This window comes from Mangrovactinospora gilvigrisea (genome assembly GCF_001879105.1).
Classification (GTDB): domain Bacteria; phylum Actinomycetota; class Actinomycetes; order Streptomycetales; family Streptomycetaceae; genus Mangrovactinospora; species Mangrovactinospora gilvigrisea.
Genome location: NZ_MLCF01000059.1, coordinates 18,247 through 34,095 on the forward strand (window position 1 = coordinate 18,247; position 15,849 = coordinate 34,095).

Annotated in this window: 15 protein-coding genes; 6 read left to right on the top strand and 9 right to left on the bottom strand. The window is 71.5% G+C overall.

What is annotated here, in order from left to right:
- Window positions 1-30 precede the first annotated feature (30 nt).
- A complete protein-coding gene (trxA, locus tag BIV57_RS12235) occupies window positions 31-363 on the top strand; it encodes a thioredoxin (RefSeq protein WP_071656783.1) in 333 nt (110 codons plus the stop codon).
- Between the two features lie 85 nt (window positions 364-448).
- On the top strand, window positions 449-1,600 hold the full coding sequence (locus BIV57_RS12240) for an N-acetylmuramoyl-L-alanine amidase (RefSeq protein ID WP_071656784.1): 1,152 nt from the start codon (window positions 449-451) through the stop codon (window positions 1,598-1,600).
- A 76-nt stretch (window positions 1,601-1,676) separates the two neighbouring features.
- Here the strand turns inward: BIV57_RS12240 and BIV57_RS12245 are convergent, their stop codons facing one another.
- From BIV57_RS12245 to rpmH, 9 genes are all read right to left on the bottom strand, one after another.
- Window positions 1,677-2,294, bottom strand: coding sequence for a GNAT family N-acetyltransferase (locus BIV57_RS12245; RefSeq protein WP_071656785.1), 618 nt, complete (start codon window positions 2,292-2,294; stop codon window positions 1,677-1,679).
- A gap of 154 nt (window positions 2,295-2,448) precedes the next feature.
- On the bottom strand, window positions 2,449-3,549 hold the full coding sequence (locus tag BIV57_RS12250; protein ID WP_071656786.1) for a ParB/RepB/Spo0J family partition protein: 1,101 nt from the start codon (window positions 3,547-3,549) through the stop codon (window positions 2,449-2,451).
- Window positions 3,546-4,628 carry an AAA family ATPase gene (locus BIV57_RS12255; protein ID WP_107409551.1) on the bottom strand — a complete coding sequence of 361 codons (1,083 nt, stop codon included), beginning with the start codon at window positions 4,626-4,628 and terminating at the stop codon, window positions 3,546-3,548. Before BIV57_RS12255 ends, BIV57_RS12250 begins: the two co-directional genes overlap by 4 nt.
- Window positions 4,629-5,076: 448 nt before the next feature.
- Window positions 5,077-5,871, bottom strand: a complete 795-nt coding sequence (rsmG, locus tag BIV57_RS12260; protein ID WP_071656815.1) for a 16S rRNA (guanine(527)-N(7))-methyltransferase RsmG — start codon at window positions 5,869-5,871, stop codon at window positions 5,077-5,079.
- Window positions 5,872-5,944: 73 nt separating this feature from the next.
- Window positions 5,945-6,421, bottom strand: coding sequence for a Jag family protein (locus BIV57_RS12265; RefSeq protein WP_071656816.1), 477 nt, complete (start codon window positions 6,419-6,421; stop codon window positions 5,945-5,947).
- A 224-nt stretch (window positions 6,422-6,645) separates the two neighbouring features.
- Window positions 6,646-8,001: a membrane protein insertase YidC gene (yidC, locus tag BIV57_RS12270; protein WP_079170261.1), complete on the bottom strand. Its 1,356-nt coding sequence runs from the start codon at window positions 7,999-8,001 to the stop codon at window positions 6,646-6,648.
- Window positions 8,002-8,005: 4 nt separating this feature from the next.
- Window positions 8,006-8,419, bottom strand: coding sequence for a membrane protein insertion efficiency factor YidD (gene yidD / locus BIV57_RS12275; protein ID WP_071656787.1), 414 nt, complete (start codon window positions 8,417-8,419; stop codon window positions 8,006-8,008).
- Window positions 8,416-8,853 carry a ribonuclease P protein component gene (gene rnpA / locus BIV57_RS12280; protein WP_071656788.1) on the bottom strand — a complete coding sequence of 146 codons (438 nt, stop codon included), beginning with the start codon at window positions 8,851-8,853 and terminating at the stop codon, window positions 8,416-8,418. The genes yidD and rnpA overlap by 4 nt, the downstream gene beginning before the upstream one ends.
- A gap of 17 nt (window positions 8,854-8,870) precedes the next feature.
- Window positions 8,871-9,008: a 50S ribosomal protein L34 gene (gene rpmH, locus BIV57_RS12285; protein WP_071656789.1), complete on the bottom strand. Its 138-nt coding sequence runs from the start codon at window positions 9,006-9,008 to the stop codon at window positions 8,871-8,873.
- Between the two features lie 413 nt (window positions 9,009-9,421).
- Here rpmH and dnaA point away from each other — a divergent pair, with 413 nt between their 5' ends.
- From dnaA to recF, 4 genes are all read left to right on the top strand, one after another.
- Window positions 9,422-11,584, top strand: a complete 2,163-nt coding sequence (gene dnaA / locus BIV57_RS12290; RefSeq protein ID WP_419185705.1) for a chromosomal replication initiator protein DnaA — start codon at window positions 9,422-9,424, stop codon at window positions 11,582-11,584.
- A gap of 893 nt (window positions 11,585-12,477) precedes the next feature.
- On the top strand, window positions 12,478-13,608 hold the full coding sequence (dnaN, locus tag BIV57_RS12295) for a DNA polymerase III subunit beta (protein WP_071656791.1): 1,131 nt from the start codon (window positions 12,478-12,480) through the stop codon (window positions 13,606-13,608).
- Between the two features lie 146 nt (window positions 13,609-13,754).
- The gene (gene gnd, locus BIV57_RS12300) at window positions 13,755-14,675 is read left to right on the top strand and encodes a phosphogluconate dehydrogenase (NAD(+)-dependent, decarboxylating) (protein ID WP_071656792.1); all 921 of its coding nucleotides are present in this window, start codon (window positions 13,755-13,757) and stop codon (window positions 14,673-14,675) included.
- Between the two features lie 11 nt (window positions 14,676-14,686).
- Window positions 14,687-15,847, top strand: coding sequence for a DNA replication/repair protein RecF (recF, locus tag BIV57_RS12305; protein WP_071656793.1), 1,161 nt, complete (start codon window positions 14,687-14,689; stop codon window positions 15,845-15,847).
- Window positions 15,848-15,849 lie beyond the last annotated feature (2 nt).

Below are 15,849 nucleotides of genomic sequence, written 5' to 3' on the forward strand. Positions count from 1 at the left end.
CGCAACCGACACCGAAGGAGAGCGCGACCCATGTCCGAGATCACCCCCGCCGTCACCGAGGCAACCTTCGAGGAGAAGGTGCTGAAGTCCGACAAGCCCGTGCTGGTCGACTTCTGGGCCTCCTGGTGCGGCCCGTGCCGCCAGATCGCCCCGTCCCTGGAGGCGATCGCCACGGAGTACTCCGAGAAGATCGACATCGTCAAGGTCAACGTCGACGAGAACCCCGGCATCGCCCAGCAGTACGGCGTGATGTCCATCCCGATGCTCAACCTGTACCAGGGTGGCGAGGTCGTGAAGACGATCGTCGGCGCCAAGCCGAAGTCCGCGCTGGTGCGCGACCTGTCGGACGTCCTCGAGGCCTGATCGTCCATCAACTCCGCGCAGGCAGCGGCGGGGGCCGGTACCACCGGCCCCCGCCGCTGCCGTTTCACGTGAAACACTTCGCTCTATGACCCAGCAGCGCCCACCCTCGCCGCGGCCGCTGTGGCGGCTCGGCGACTCCGGCCCGGCCGTCGCGGAGATCCGCCGCAAGCTCGTCCGCCTCAATCTGCTCCCGGAACAGGAGCAGGCCGAAGGCGCCGACGCGTTCACCGCTGCGGTGGATGCCGCGGTCCGCCACTTTCAGCAGCAGCGCGCCCTGATCGTGGACGGCATCGTCGGCCCGGAGACCTACCGTCATCTGGACGAGGCCCGCCATCGGCTCGGCGACCGCATCCTCACCCACTGGGTCGGACGACCGATGGTGGGGGACGACATCGCCGAACTCCAGCAGCGGCTGCTGGACATGGGCTTCACCCCGGGGCTCGTGGACGGCATCTACGGGGCCCGCACGGGCCATGCGGTGCGCGAGTTCCAGCGCAACATCGGGCTCGTCACCGACGGCACCTGCGGCCCGTCCACCTACCGCGCCCTGGCCAACCTGACGCGCACGGTCACCGGCGGCCAGCCGCAGGCGATGAGGGAGACCGAGCACCTGCTGCGCGCCGGACCCGCGCTCGCCGGCAAGGTGCTGGTGCTCGACCCGGGCCACGGCGGTGACGACACCGGTGTGGAGGCCCACGGCATGACCGAGGCCGACCAGGTGTGGCAGCTCACCACCCGGCTGGAGGGACGGCTCACCGCGCTCGGCGTCCGGACCTATCTGACCCGTCCGGAGAACGGCCAGGGCTCCGTCGTCTCCGAGGAGGAGCGCGCCTCCTTCGCCAACGCCACGGACGCGGACCTCGTCATCTCGCTCCATGTCGACGGGCACGCCAACCCGGGGGCCAACGGCGTCGCCGCCTACTACTACGGGCACGACACCCGCTACTCGCCCACCGGGCAGCAGTTCGCCGGGCTGGCGCAGCGGGAGCTGGTGGCCCGCTGCGGCTTCGGCGACGACCGCATCCACGGCAAGACCTGGAGCCTGCTGCGCGGCACCCGGATGCCCGCGGTGCGGCTGGAGATCGGCTACCTCACCCACTACGGCGACGCGGGGCGGCTGCTGACGCGCCGTGAGGAGATCGTGGAGTCGATCGCGGTGGCGGTGCAGCGGCTCTTCCTGCCGCCGGAGGACGACGAGCCGACGGGCATGCTGCGGCTGCCGTCGATCCTGCTCTGACGCCGCTCGCGCACACCTCGGGCCCGCGTCGTGTTTCACGGTTCCACGTGAAACACGACGCGGGCCCGAGGTCTTCTCACACCGGGCGCAGCGCCGGCTCCTTGCGGGCCCCGCCCAGCAGCCGCTCCAGCGCCACCTCGACATCGCCCTTCCAGGAGATGGTGGAGCGCAGCTCCAGCCGCAGCCGCGGATAGCGGTGGTGCGGGCGGACGGTCTTGAAGCCCACCGAGCGCAGATGGTCCGCCGGCAGCACGCAGGCCGCCTTCTCCCAGCGGGCCTCGCCGAAGGCCTCGATCGCCTTGAAGTTCCGCCGCACCAGATCCTTGGCGACGGTCTGCACCAGTACCCGACCCAGCCCCTGCCCCTGATACCCCGGCATGATCCGGGCCGTCATCAGCAGCACCGCATCGGGGGAGACCGGACTCGTCGGGAAGGCCGCGGACCGCGGCACAAAGCCCGGTGGCGCATAGAGCACATAGCCCGCGGGCTCCTCGTCCACATAGACCAGCCGTCCGCAGGATCCCCACTCCAGCAGGACCCCGGAGATCCACGCCTCCTTCTCCAGCTCGGGATGGCCGCCGCGGATCGCCGCGTCGCCGCTCACCGGATCGAGCTCCCAGAACACGCATCCGCGGCACCGGCTCGGCATATCGCCGAGGTTGTCCAGCGTCAGGGGAGCCAGCCTGCGTCCCACACCTTCTCCCTCCGCACCGGGGCGGCTCCGACGCATCGGAACCGCCCTCGCCCTCTCCTCCATCATGCAGCTGGGCGGTTCCCGTTTCACGTGAAACGGGAACCGCCCAGTGCGCGCCGGGAGCGCGCCGCACTCCGGGGGCCGGATGCCGGCCCTAGGACTCGGCGTCCTCCTCGTCGGTGGAGCGGGCGAGGACGCGGCCCTCGCCGGGCGCCATCGAGGAAAGGATCCGCTCAAGATCGTCCAGCGAGGCGAACTCGACGGTGATCTTGCCCTTCTTCTGGCCGAGGTCGACCTTCACCCGGGTCTCGAAGCGGTCCGAGAGCCGAGTGGAGAGCTCGTCCAGCTCCGGGGCGAGACGACGCCCGGCGCGGGGCCGCTTGGAGCGGACCGCCGAGGCGGTGCCGTCCGCCCGCTCCCGGATGATCTCCTCGACCTCGCGCACCGAGAGCTGCTCATTGACGATCCGCTGGGCGAGCGCATCCTGCTCGTCGGGATCGTCGAGGCCGAGCAGCGCCCGGGCATGCCCGGCGGAGAGCACCCCGGCCGCCACCCGCTGCTGCTGCCGGGCGGAGAGCTTCAGCAGCCGCAGCGTGTTGGAGACCTGGGAGCGGGAGCGCCCGATGCGGTCGGCGAGCTCCTCATGCGTGCAGGAGAAGTCGCGCAGCAGCTGGTCGTAGGCGGCCGCCTCCTCCAGCGGGTTGAGCTCGGCGCGGTGCAGGTTCTCCAGCAGGGCGTCGAGCAGCAGCCGCTCGTCCTCGGTGGCCCGGACGATCGCGGGGATCCGCTCCAGGCCCGCCTCGCGGCAGGCCCGCCAGCGCCGCTCGCCCATGATGAGCTCGTAGCGCTCCGGCCCGGTGCGCCGCACCACGATGGGCTGGAGGAGCCCCACCTCCTTGATGGAGGCGACCAGTTCGGCCAGCTGGTCCTCGTCGAAGACCTCGCGCGGCTGCCTGGGGTTGGGGTGGATGGCGGTCGCCGGAACCTCGGCGAAGTAGGCGCCGGCCACGGACTCCGCCTCCGGCGGACCGGGCCGGGCCGACGCCGTTTCACGTGAAACCGCGTCCGCGATCGGAGCCTCGGACGGGCCGGGCACCTCCGCGAGCGCGACCACCTTGGCGGCCGCCAGGCCCCGCTCGCCCTCCAGGACGGAGACGCCCTCCCCGGGCTTGCCGCTCTCCTCGGCCGTTGCCGGTGGAGCGGAGGGGATCAGCGCCCCCAGCCCTCTCCCCAGCCCCCTGCGTCGTTCTTTCACTGCTCGCCCTCCGTGCTCGCGGTGCGCGGCATCCCGGCGACACCGGTGTGGCTGTTCTCCGCGGGTGCGGCCGGATTCGGCACCGGGGCACCGCGCAGCGCGATCTCCCGGGCGGCCTCCAGATACGACAGTGCCCCCGTGGAACCGGGATCATAGGTCAGCACCGTCTGCCCGTAGCTGGGTGCTTCGGAAACACGCACCGAACGAGGGATGTTGGTGCTCAGCACCGACTCCCCGAAGTGGCTGCGCACCTCGTCGGCGACCTGGGACGCCAGCCGCGTACGCGAGTCGTACATGGTGAGGACGATGGTGGAGATGTGCAGGGACGGATTGAGGTGGCCGCGCACCAGATCCACATTGCGCAGCAGCTGCCCCAGCCCCTCCAGGGCGTAGTACTCGCACTGGATGGGGATCAGCACCTCGGCGCCGGCCACCAGGGCGTTGACGGTGAGCAGGCCGAGCGAGGGCGGGCAGTCCACCAGGATGTAGTCCAGCGGCTGCTGATAGGCCTCCAGGGCCCGCTTCAGCCGGCTCTCCCGGGCCACCACGGAGACCAGCTCGATCTCCGCGCCGGCCAGGTCGATGGTGGCGGGGGCACAGAAGAGGCCCTCCACATCGGGGACCGCCTGCACCACCTCGGAGAGCTCCCGGCCCTCGATCAGGACGTCGTAGATGGACGGGACTTCGGCGTGGTGGTCGATGCCCAGGGCCGTCGAGGCATTGCCCTGCGGGTCGAGGTCGACCACCAGGACACGGTTGCCGTGCATGGCCAGCGAGGCGGCGAGGTTCACCGTGGTGGTGGTCTTGCCCACCCCGCCCTTCTGGTTCGCCACGATCATGACGCGGGTGTGCTCGGGACGGGGCAGGCCCGCGCCGGCTCGTCCGATCGCCTCGACCGCGGCCTGCGCGGCCCGGCCGATCGGCGTGTCGTCGACCAGTTCGCCGGCTGTTTCACGTGAAACAGCGGCTTCGGCCGGGGAGTTGACGCCCCGTTCGGGCACCCGAGGCCCCGGCACCGGATCGGCGGTCGTGCCGGGCGCCGATCCCGGGGCCGCAGACCCTGTGGCGTGCGACCCCACGGAATAGGGTTCGGATGGCAAAGATCCACGCTCCTCTCCCGCCGGAGCTTCGGCGGCTGTGCTGTTCGCAGGATTCGCCGATGGAACAGCGTGCGGCTGGGGCGAACACTCAGAGCCTGCCACGTTCGAGGCGCCAGTGAGTAGCGAGGAGCCGGGTTCGGCCGAACGCGTCCTCTCGACCGAGCGCGACTTGCGGTGTTCTGCGTACCGGTCGGCGCTGGCGCGCCCCCGGCTCAGGATGCCAGGTAGCAGTGACCGTCGTTTCACGTGAAACACGGTGGTGCGAGAGAATGTCCAAACGGCGGAGAAACGCCACCGATTGGCACATTTTCAGGCATTCGGCAGAGCCGTTTCACGTGGAACAGCGACCCACGGGCCGCTGTTCCACGGGCCTCTCGGCGCCGGGACGACACGTCAGCAACGGCGGCCCGTCAGCGGCAACGGCGCCTCAGCGGCGCCGGCCACCGCGCTTGGCGGTCGCGCGACCCTGCTTGCGGCGCGCCGCCTTGGCGGCACGGGCGCGGCGCTCGGCGGCGCGCCGGCCGCCCGGCTCCTCGCCCACCAGCACCCGCACCACGGTGGCCTCGGGATCGACCACACCGGAACCCACCCGGAAGACCTCGGCGTCCACCGCCCCCAGCGCGTCCAGCGCCGGACGGCCGTCCGCCAGCTCCTCCTCGGCGGACTCGCCCTTGAGGGCCAGCATCTCGCCGTGCGGACGCAACAGCGGCAGCCCCCAGGAGGCCAGCCGCTCCAGGGGCGCCACGGCACGCGCCGTCACCACGTCCATCTCGAGCTTGCCGACCATCTCCTCGGCGCGGCCGCGCACCACGGTGACGTTGTCGAGCCCGAGCTCCTCGACGGCCTCCTCCAGGAAGGTCGTCCGCCGCAGCAGCGGCTCCAGCAGGGTGATGCGGAGGTCCGGGCGGACCAGGGCCAGCGGAATGCCTGGCAGGCCCGCTCCCGAGCCGACGTCGCAGAGCGCCACGTCCCGAGGGACGGCCTCGCCCAGCACCGCGCAGTTGAGCAGGTGACGCCCCCAGAGGCGCTCCACCTCGCGGGGCCCGATCAGGCCCCGCACCACACCCTCACCGGCCAGCAGCGCCGCATAGCGCTCCGCCTGGGGCAGCCGGTCACCGAAGACCTCGGCCGCCTCGGCGGGGGCCGGGGGCGCCGCCTCGCCGGTACGCGCCCCGGCGGCGGGCCCGTCCCCGGAACCGCCGTCCCTCTGACGCGTACTCACCACAGCTCCCCACTCCATCGACTCAAGCCGAATCGGCTCGAACAGGCATTCCTATGACGATTCTGCCCGACCGTCAGGCCGGGACCACCACGACGCGGCGCTGCGGCTCCTCGCCCTCCGACTCACTGGTGAGGCCGACGGCCTTCACCGCGTCGTGGACGACCTTCCGCTCGAACGGCGTCATCGGGTCCAGCCGCACCGGCTTGCCCGTGCTGCGTGCCTCCTCGGCGGCCTTCCGCCCGATCTCCGCGAGCTCCTCGCGGCGCCGGGCCCGGAACCCGGCGATGTCCAGCATCAGCCGGGACCGCTCGCCGGTCTCGCGGTGCACGGCCAGCCGGGTCAGCTCCTGGAGGGCCTCCAGCACCTCGCCGTCCCGGCCCACCAGCTTCTGCAGCGAGCGGGACACCGAGGTGTCGTCGTCCGCGATGATCGAGACCGAGGCGCGGTCGCCCTCGACGTCCATGTCGATGTCGCCGTCCAGATCGGCGATGTCGAGCAGGCCCTCGAGGTAGTCGGCCGCGATGTCGCCCTCCCGCTCCAGGCGGGCCAGCCGCGACTCACGCGTCGCGGGGGTCTCCTCCTCGGCGGTGGCCTCATCGGTGACCTCGGGAGTGACCTGCGGGGCGGCCTCTTCGGCGAGGCCCGCGGCGGTGGTGCCGTCCGTCACGGCTGGACTCCTTCTCGTGCTTCGCTTGCGTCTCCGCGGGGGCCGGCCGGGCGGACCCGGCCAACCCCCGCGGTTGGTCTGAAGGGGACGGGACGCGCCCGCCGCCGCTACTTCTTGCGCCCCGGCTGCTGCTTGCGCCGGTTGTTCTGGCCGTCCTGGCCGCCGCCCTGACCGCCCTGCCCGGAGGGCTTCTTCTGCCCCTGCCCGGACGGCGCCGCCTTCTTGGCCGCGGCGCTCTTGGCCGCGGTGCTCTTGGCGGCCGTGCTCTTCGCCGCGGCGCTCTTCGCCGGCGCCTTCTTGGCGGGGGTGCCCTTGGCCGCGGTGCTCTTGGCCGCCGCGCTCCCGGTGGCCGGACGGGCCGGCTTGCCGCCCGCCGCGGTCTTCCGCGCCGGCTGCCCGGACGGCTTCTTGGCGGCGCCGGTCGCCGAGCCCTGCGGCGCGGCGTCCTCCGGCGGACGCGTGTCCTGCACGGCGGCACCGCCCTGGCGCTGCGACTTGGTGGTCCGCTTCGGCTGCTGGCGGCGCCCCTGGGCGGCCTCCTGCTCCTCCTGCTCCTCGGCCATCACCGCGGCGGCCGCCAGCGCGGAGGCCTTCGGCTTGCCGAACCCGAAGAAGGAGCGCTTGATCTCGTTGCCCTTGGCGTCCAGCAGGCCGTGCGCCTTCAGGCGCTCCTGGCGCTCGCGCCAGGCCTGGCTGTTCGGGGTGGGGTTGCGGCGGATGACGATCAGCTGCTGGCACATCGTCCACACGTTGGTGGTCAGCCAGTAGACGAGGACACCGATCGGGAAGTTGATGCCGAAGACCGCGAACATGACCGGGAAGACGTACATCAGCAGCTTCTGCTGCTGACCGAACGGCGTCTTCACCGTGGTGTCCATGTTCTTCGTCATCAGCTGGCGCTGCGTGAGGAACTGGGACGCCGACATCATCACGATCATGATCGCCGCGACGATCCGGATGTTCGTGGAGTTGCTGTAGTGGCCCGCGCCCACGAAGGTCGCCGCCAGCGGGGCCCCGAAGATGTGCGCCTTGCCCGCGCTCGCCAGCAGACCGGAGGAGACCGTGATCACACCGACCGGCTTGTTGTCGGCGATGTGCTTGAGCACCTGGTACAGCGAGATGAAGAAGGGCGACTGCACGATGATCGGCAGGCACGAGGAGAACGGGTTGGTGCCCGCCTCCTTGTACAGCTTCATCATCTCTTCGGACTGGCGCTGCTTGTCGTTCTTGTAGCGCTCCTGGATCGCCTTCATCTGCGGCTGGAGCGCCGACATCGCCCGGGTCGCCTTGATCTGCTTCACGAAGAGCGGGATCAGAGCGGCCCGGATCACCAGCACCAGGAGCACGATCGACAGGCCCCACGCCAGCCCGCCGTCCGGGTTGAACATGAGGCTGAAGAAGCTGTGGAACTGGACGATGACCCACGAGACGATCGTGTAGAGGGGGCCGAGGATCGTGTCCAACAAGTCAGGCTCCTTGGGCGTTGGGCGCGGATGCCGGGCGGGGCCGGTCAGGGCCCACCGCATTATCGGGGACGCTACCGGAGTGGTTAGCGGCCTCCCCATAAGCACCGCTCACGCTGTCAACGCTCACGGACTCCAAGGAGTGTCCGCCGCCGGAGGCGACAAGGAATCGATCACGGAGCCTGCGGTGCCAGGGCGGCGCCTTCCGCGGCGGGACATGGTCCACACCGCCGGCCGACCAGGGGTTGCAGCGCAGGATCCGCCAGCCCGCCAGCGCGGAGCCCTTCACGGCTCCGTGCACACGGACGGCCTCGTACCCGTAGTGCGAGCACGAGGGGTAGTACTTGCAGACGGGACCCAGCAGCGGACTGATCGTCCACTGGTAGAGCCGGATCAGACCCATCAGCAGGTACTTCATGAGCGCGCTCCCGTCAGGAGCCGGCGCAGGGCTGCGTCGAGATCCCGGGCCAGCTGATCGTGGCTCGCGTGCGCAGCCGGAGGCAGCGCACGCACCACGACCAGACTACCGGCGGGCAGCTCCGGCAAGCGGTCGCGAACCAGGTGCCGCAGTCGGCGCTTCACCCGGTTCCGGACCACGGCCACGCCCACCGCTTTGCTCACGACGAAACCCGCACGCGCCGGCGCAGGTGTGCTTGAGCACTCCTGCGCAACGGACGCGCGCGGGTCACCGGCGGACGTTGCCGCAACGGTCGATGTCGCTGGATCGGCACCCGGACCGCCCGTCCCGCGGTGCAGATGCACCACAAGGGTCGGGCGCGCGGCGCGACGGCCGCGCCGCACCGCGGTGCCGAAGTCCTGGCGCCGCCTCAGCCGCTGATCGGAGGGCAGCACGACATGACCCGGTCGTATCAGGCGGACAGCGCGGCGCGACCCTTGCGACGACGGGACGCGAGGATCCCGCGCCCGGCGCGGGTGCGCATGCGCAGCCGGAAGCCGTGCGTGCGGGCACGGCGGCGGTTGTTCGGCTGGAAGGTGCGCTTGCTCACTCGGGGGCTCCAGAGATGATTTCGAGACTTCGGGGCGTCGAGCAGCCGACCGGACCGGATGCGGCGGCCGGGGCGACCGAACCGGAGATCCGGACGACGTCCGGGCATGCGGCAACGGCCAGGGACAACTCGACCTCGCAACGGTACGCGCGGGCCGGGCCGCGGGTCAAACCGCCCCCTTCACGGGGCGCATCTCCCACGATCAGCGCCCCTCCCGTGCCATCCTACGGAGGGGTTACCCACAGCCTGTGGACAACGACTTGAACACCAGTGCCCGTGTGTCTACCGTGTCCTGATCCCCGACTTGCGTCCGTATTCCGTCCTGTACCCGTTGAGTTGCGCCCGGCCCACGGTCCCCCACCGCCGCCGCTGTCGCGCGCCGACCCGCCCAGAAAGCGTGCACCGTGGCCGATGTGACCAGTGACCTCGCCGCGGTGTGGGCCCGGGTGGTGGCCCGCATCAACGAGGACGAGGCGGTCCAGGACAAGGACCGGCACTGGTTGGAGCGCAGCCAGGCGCTGGGCCTGCTGCAGGACATCGCGCTGCTGTCGGTCGCCAACGAGTACGGCAAGCGCGTCCTGGAGGGACGGCTCGCGCAGAAGGTGACGGAGACGCTCAGCAGCGAGCTGGGCCGTCCGGTGCGCATCTCCGTCTCGGTCGACCCCACCGCGGCGCCGCCCCCGCCCGCCCCGTCCCAGGCGCCCGAGTCGCGGCCGGCCCCCTGGGACGCCGGCCCCGCGGCCGCGCCCGGCTACGGCGGTCCGGGCGGCTCCTTCCACCAGGAGCAGGCGTACCGCCAGGAGCAGCAGCCGTACCGGCCCGAGTCGCCGTACGGCCAGGAGCAGTTCGGCGGCGAGCGGTTCGGGGCGGAGCCGTACGCGGCGCCTGAGCACTTCGGCCACGGCCGGTTCGGCCAGGCCCCGTTCAACACCGACCAGTTCGGGCCCGGCCCGTCCGCTCAGCCCCCGTACGGCCAGGAGCAGTTCGGCGGCGAGCAGTACGCGCCGGAGCAGTACGGAAAAGAGCAGTACGGCAAGGACCAGTACGGCCAGGAGCAGTTCGGGCAGGAGCAGTTCGGGCAGCAGGCGCCGCAGCAGCAGGCGCCCTGCGCCGCCGAGCGGCATGCCGCGCCCGAGTACCAGCCCGCGCCGGAGTACCCGTCCCCGGAGTACCCGTCGTCCGGCGAGGCCCCCGAGGGCCGTGCCGAGCACGCGCCCGCCGAGCCGGCCCCCGCCCCGCGGCAGGAGGGCCTCTTCCCGGAGCCCGTGGAGTACCCCCGTCCCCCCGAGGCGCATCCCGAGCGCCCCCCGGCGCCCGCCGCGGAGCGGGTCGCGCCCCAGGCGCACCGGCCGGCGCGCACCGTGGAGCCGCACCCCGATCCGTCCTCCGACGGAGAGGCCGAGGGCGGCCACCCAGTCCGCCCCGCGCCGGGCCGCCCCCAGCTGCCGCTGCCCGGGCCGCGCCGCACCGAGTCGGTGCTGCCCCCGCCGCGCACCGGCCCGACCGGCGGGTCGGGCGGCGTCCCGGCGCCGCGCAAGGACGAGACCAACGCGCGCCTCAACCCCAAGTACCTCTTCGAGACGTTCGTCACCGGCGACAGCAACCGCTTCGCGCACGCCGCCGCGGTCGCCGTCGCCGAGGCGCCGGCGAAGGCGTACAACCCGCTCTTCATCTACGGCGACTCGGGCCTGGGGAAGACGCATCTGCTCCATGCCATCGGCCACTACGCGCGCAGGCTCTACCCGGGCACGCGGGTGCGGTACGTGAGCTCCGAGGAGTTCACCAACGAGTTCATCAACTGCATCCAGACCGGCAAGCAGGACGCCTTCCGGCAGCGGTACCGCGACGTGGACATCCTGATGGTCGACGACATCCAGTTCCTCGCGAGCAAGGAGTCGACGCAGGAGGAGTTCTTCCACACCTTCAACACCCTGCACAACTCCAACAAGCAGATCGTGCTCTCCTCCGACCGCTCGCCCAAGCAGCTGGCGACGCTGGAGGACCGGCTGCGGAACCGCTTCGAGTGGGGCCTGACGACCGACATCAAGCCCCCCGAGCTGGAGACCCGGATCGCGATCCTGCGCAAGAAGGCGGTCCAGGAGAAGCTCCATGCGCCGCCCGCGGTGCTGGAGTTCATCGCCTCGCGCATCTCCAGCAACATCCGCGAGCTGGAGGGCGCGCTGATCCGGGTGACGGCGTACGCGAGCCTCAACCGGCAGCCGGTCGACCTGCAGCTGACCGAGGTGGTCCTCAAGGACCTGATCCCGGCCGGCGAGAGCGACAAGCCGGACATCACCGGTGAGCAGATCATGGCGCAGACCGCGGACTACTTCGGCGTCGAGGTGGACGACCTCAAGGGCACCTCGCGCAACCGCAACCTGGTGACCGCGCGGCAGATCGCCATGTACCTGTGCCGCGAGCTGACGGAGCTGTCGCTCCCGAAGATCGGCGCGCTGTTCGGCGGCAAGGACCACACCACGGTCATGCACGCGGACAAGAAGATCAGGACGCTCATGGCGGAGCGGCGCTCGATCTACACCCAGGTCACCGAACTCACCAACCGCATTAAGAGCTAGGCCTCTTCGGGCTTCCCCTCCCGCGCTCTTCCCGGCCCTTCCCTGCCCTCTTCGGGGCCCTCTCGGGCCTTCTCGGGCCTTCCACATCTCCACGCACCGGCGTCCCCGGAAGGGGCGCGGATGTTTGGGTTGTTCGAATTCTCGCGGCGGCGCCGAGTTGTCCACAGAATAGTTGGGCGTCCTAGCTCCACAGGTTGGCATATCCCCAAGGTTTTCCCCATGCTGTCCACAGTCGGGATGGTCCGTCTGACGGAGGGCCAGGTCAGAGGGGTGTGGATTTGTGGAGAAGCGTTGTCCACAGCCTGTGTACAGCGCTCACGGGAGAGTTGACGGTGCATCGGGAGGTTGACCGCCGTCCCCAGGGTGATGCAGGTTGTCCCCAGCTTTTCCCCAGCTCTGTCCACAGTTCGACAACACGCGGAGCGGCATCCGTCCTCGGTGTGAAAGACATCACCCGGAGTTGACGGCGAGACCTGGGGAAATCCTGTGGACGAAGGTGGGGACAAACCCCCGTGCCTTGTGGACGGCCTGTGGGAAACTTTTCGCGGTCCACAGACCCCGTGCGTTGCCCACAGCTGCACCCACAGCCCCCGGTGGATAAAAAACGGGCCCCGACCTGCGGCGGGACCTGTTTTCCACAGTATCCACAACCCCTACTACTACGACTACTGATACCTAGGGAGAGAGCCGGTTAATCGCAGCGAGGCCCACAAGCTGTGGATGCGTCAACGCGGGCTGACGGACGACTCGTTGTCGGGACCGGGCCCGCTCTGTCGGTGCGGTACGTCAGACTGGTGCCCGGCGCTCGGGGCCGGGTCGCTGTCATCGATGCCCGCGGCCTCCGCCCCCAAACCCGTCGGACAGTCCGACAGCGAGACCGAGGAGTGACCGAAGTGAAGTTCCGGGTGGAGCGTGACGTGCTCGCGGAGGCCGTCGCCTGGGCGGCGCGCAGCCTCCCCGCCAGGCCCCCGGCCCCGGTGCTGGCCGGCCTGCTGCTGCGCACCGGAGAGGACCGCCTCAGCCTCTCCGGCTTCGACTACGAGGTGTCCGCCAAGGTCGAGGTGGAGGCCGAGGTCGAGGACGAGGGCACGGTGCTGGTCTCCGGCCGGCTGCTCTCCGACATCGCCCGCTCGCTGCCCAACCGCCCGGTGGAGCTGTCCACCGACGGCTCGAAGGCCACCCTGGTCTGCGGCAGCTCGCGATTCACACTCCACACCCTGCCTGTGGACGAGTACCCGGCCCTGCCGGAGATGCCCACCACCGCGGGCACCGTCCCCGGTGATGTCTTCGCCTCCGCCGTCTCCCAGGTGGCCGTCGCCGCCAGCCGGGACGACACGCTCCCGGTGCTCACCGGCGTCCGGCTGGAGATCGAGGGCGACACCCTCACCCTCGCCGCCACCGACCGCTACCGGTTCGCCGTCCGCGAGCTGCTGTGGAAGCCGGAGCAGGCCGATCTGAACGCGGTCGCCCTGGTGCCCGCCAAGACGCTGCTGGACACCGCCCGCTCGCTCACCGGCGGCGAGTCCGTCACCGTCGCGCTCTCCGACGGCGGCGCCGGCGAGGGCCTGATCGGCTTCGAGGGCGCCGGGCGGCGCACCACCACCCGCCTCCTCGAAGGAGACATCCCCAAGTACCGCACGCTCTTCCCCACCGAGTTCTCCGCGGTGGCCGCCATCGAGACGGCGCCGTTCACCGAGGCCGTCAAGCGCGTGGCGCTGGTCGCCGAGCGCAACACCCCGGTGCGGCTCACCTTCGAGCAGGGCGTGCTCACCCTGGAGGCCGGCTCCGGCGACGACGCGCAGGCCTCGGAGCGGGTGGACGCCAACCTGGAGGGCGACGACATCTCGATCGCCTTCAACCCGACGTTCCTGCTCGACGGACTGAGCGCGATCGACTCCCCGGTGGCCCAGCTGTCCTTCACCACCTCGACGAAGCCGGCCCTGCTCTCCGGCAAGACCGCGCTCGACGCCGAGGCCGACACCTCGTACCGCTACCTGATCATGCCGGTCCGCCAGTCCGGCTGAGCATCTGCTGATCGCTCGCGCCCGTGGGCATACGGTGGATTCCGAAACATGTTCACCAGGTGCGCGGGACCACCGCGCACCACCACGGCCGACGGTCGCCACAAGCGGCACCCGCGGCCGCCACGATCAGAGAAAAGGGTCCTGACATGGAGCTCGGTCTCGTCGGCCTCGGCAAAATGGGCGGCAACATGCGCGAGCGCATCCGCCGCGCCGGCCACACCGTGGTCGGGTACGACCGGAACCCGCAGCTGGCCGACGCCGCCAGCCTCGAGGAGATGGTCGCCAAGCTGCCCACGCCGCGCGTGGTGTGGGTGATGGTGCCCGCGGGCGCCCCCACCGAGCAGACCGTCGGCCAGCTGGGCGAGCTGCTCTCCGAGGGCGACGTGGTCGTCGACGGCGGGAACTCCAAGTGGACGGACGACAAGAAGCACGCCGAGACGCTGGCGAAGAAGGGCATCGGCTTCGTCGACGCCGGCGTCTCCGGCGGCGTCTGGGGCCTGCAGAACGGCTACGCCCTGATGGTCGGCGGCGACGCCGCGGACGTCGCCAAGGTGCAGCCGGTCTTCGACGCGCTCAAGCCCGAGGGCGACTCCGGCTTCGTGCACGCCGGCAAGGTCGGCGCCGGGCACTTCGCCAAGATGGTCCACAACGGCATCGAGTACGCCATGATGCAGGCCTTCGCCGAGGGCTGGGAGCTCCTCGAGACCTCCGACGTGGTCGAGAACGTCACCGACACCTTCGCCTCCTGGGAGCAGGGCACGGTCATCCGCTCCTGGCTCCTCGACCTGGCGGTCAAGGCCCTCAAGGAGGACCCGGGCCTGGAGGACCTGCGCGGCTACGCCGAGGACAGCGGCGAGGGCCGGTGGACGGTGGAGGCCGCCGTCGACCTGGCGGTGCCGCTGCCCGCCATCACCGCCTCGCTCTTCGCCCGGTTCGCCTCCCGCCAGGAGGACAGCCCGGCGATGAAGATGGTGGCGGCGCTCCGCAACCAGTTCGGCGGCCACGCCGTGGAGGCGTCCAACGGCAAGTCGGCCGCCCCCGACCCCACCCAGCACCAGAAGGGCTGACCGCGAGGCCGATGCATCTGACGCATCTGTCGCTGGCCGACTTCCGCTCCTACCCCCGCGCCGAGGTGTCCCTCGGCCCGGGGGTGGTCGCGTTCACGGGGCCCAACGGCCAGGGCAAGACCAACCTGGTGGAGGCCGTCGGCTACCTCGCCGCGCTCGGCAGCCACCGGGTCTCCGGTGACGCGCCGCTGGTGCGCTCCGGCGCCGAGCGCGCCTATGTGCGCGGCGCGGTGCAGGGCGGCGGCCGCTCCACCCTCCTGGAGGTGGAGATCAACCCGGGCCGCGCCAACCGGGCGCGCATCAACCGCGGCGCCCCGGTGCGCCCGCGCGAACTGCTCGGCAGCCTGCGCACCGTGCTCTTCGCCCCGGAGGACCTCACCCTGGTCAAGGGCGACCCGGGCGACCGCCGCCGGTTCCTGGACGAGCTGCTGGTGGCGCGCGCGCCCCGGCTGGCCGGCGTCCGGCAGGACTACGAGCGGGTGCTGAAGCAGCGCAACGCCCTGCTGCGCACCGTGGCGATGGCCCGCCGGGCGGCGCGCGGCGCCAAGCCCGACCTCTCCACGCTCGACGTCTGGGACGCGCATCTGGCGCGCGCCGGCGCGGAGCTGACGGCCCGCCGGCTGGAGCTGGTGGCCGCGCTGCGCCCGCTGGTCGACGCGGCCTATGCGCGGATCGCGCCGGGCGGCGGCGAGGCGTCCCTGGAGTACCGCGGCTCGGTGGGCGCGGCGCTGCCCGCCGAGGGCTCCGAACCGGCCGAGCTGGAGGCGGTGCTGGCGGCGGCGCTCGCCGAGTCCCGTCCCCAGGAGGTGGAGCGCGGCGTTACCCTGGTCGGCCCGCACCGCGACGAACTGCTGCTGGGGCTGGGCGGGTTGCCGGCCAAGGGCTACGCCAGCCACGGCGAGTCGTGGTCGCTGGCGCTGGCGCTCCGGCTCGCCTCCTACGACCTGCTGCGCGCGGACGACGGGCAGGGCCTGGGCGATCCGGTGCTGATCCTGGACGACGTCTTCGCCGAGCTGGACGCGCGGCGCCGCGACCGGCTGGCGGAGCTGGTGGCCGACGGCGAGCAGGTGCTGGTGACGGCGGCCGTCCCGGAGGACGTCCCGGCGGCGCTGAGCGGCGCCCGGTTCGAGGTGGCGGACGGCGCGGTGCGCCCGTCCGCGGTGGGGAGCTGAGG

Coding starts and splice junctions, on each gene's coding strand:
- gnd (WP_071656792.1), top strand. CDS start 13,755: ATGGAGCTCGGTCTCGTCGGCCTCGGCAAAATGGGCGGCAACATGCGC.
- trxA (WP_071656783.1), top strand. CDS start 31: ATGTCCGAGATCACCCCCGCCGTCACCGAGGCAACCTTCGAGGAGAAG.
- recF (WP_071656793.1), top strand. CDS start 14,687: ATGCATCTGACGCATCTGTCGCTGGCCGACTTCCGCTCCTACCCCCGC.
- BIV57_RS12240 (WP_071656784.1), top strand. CDS start 449: ATGACCCAGCAGCGCCCACCCTCGCCGCGGCCGCTGTGGCGGCTCGGC.
- yidD (WP_071656787.1), bottom strand. CDS start 8,419: ATGAAGTACCTGCTGATGGGTCTGATCCGGCTCTACCAGTGGACGATC.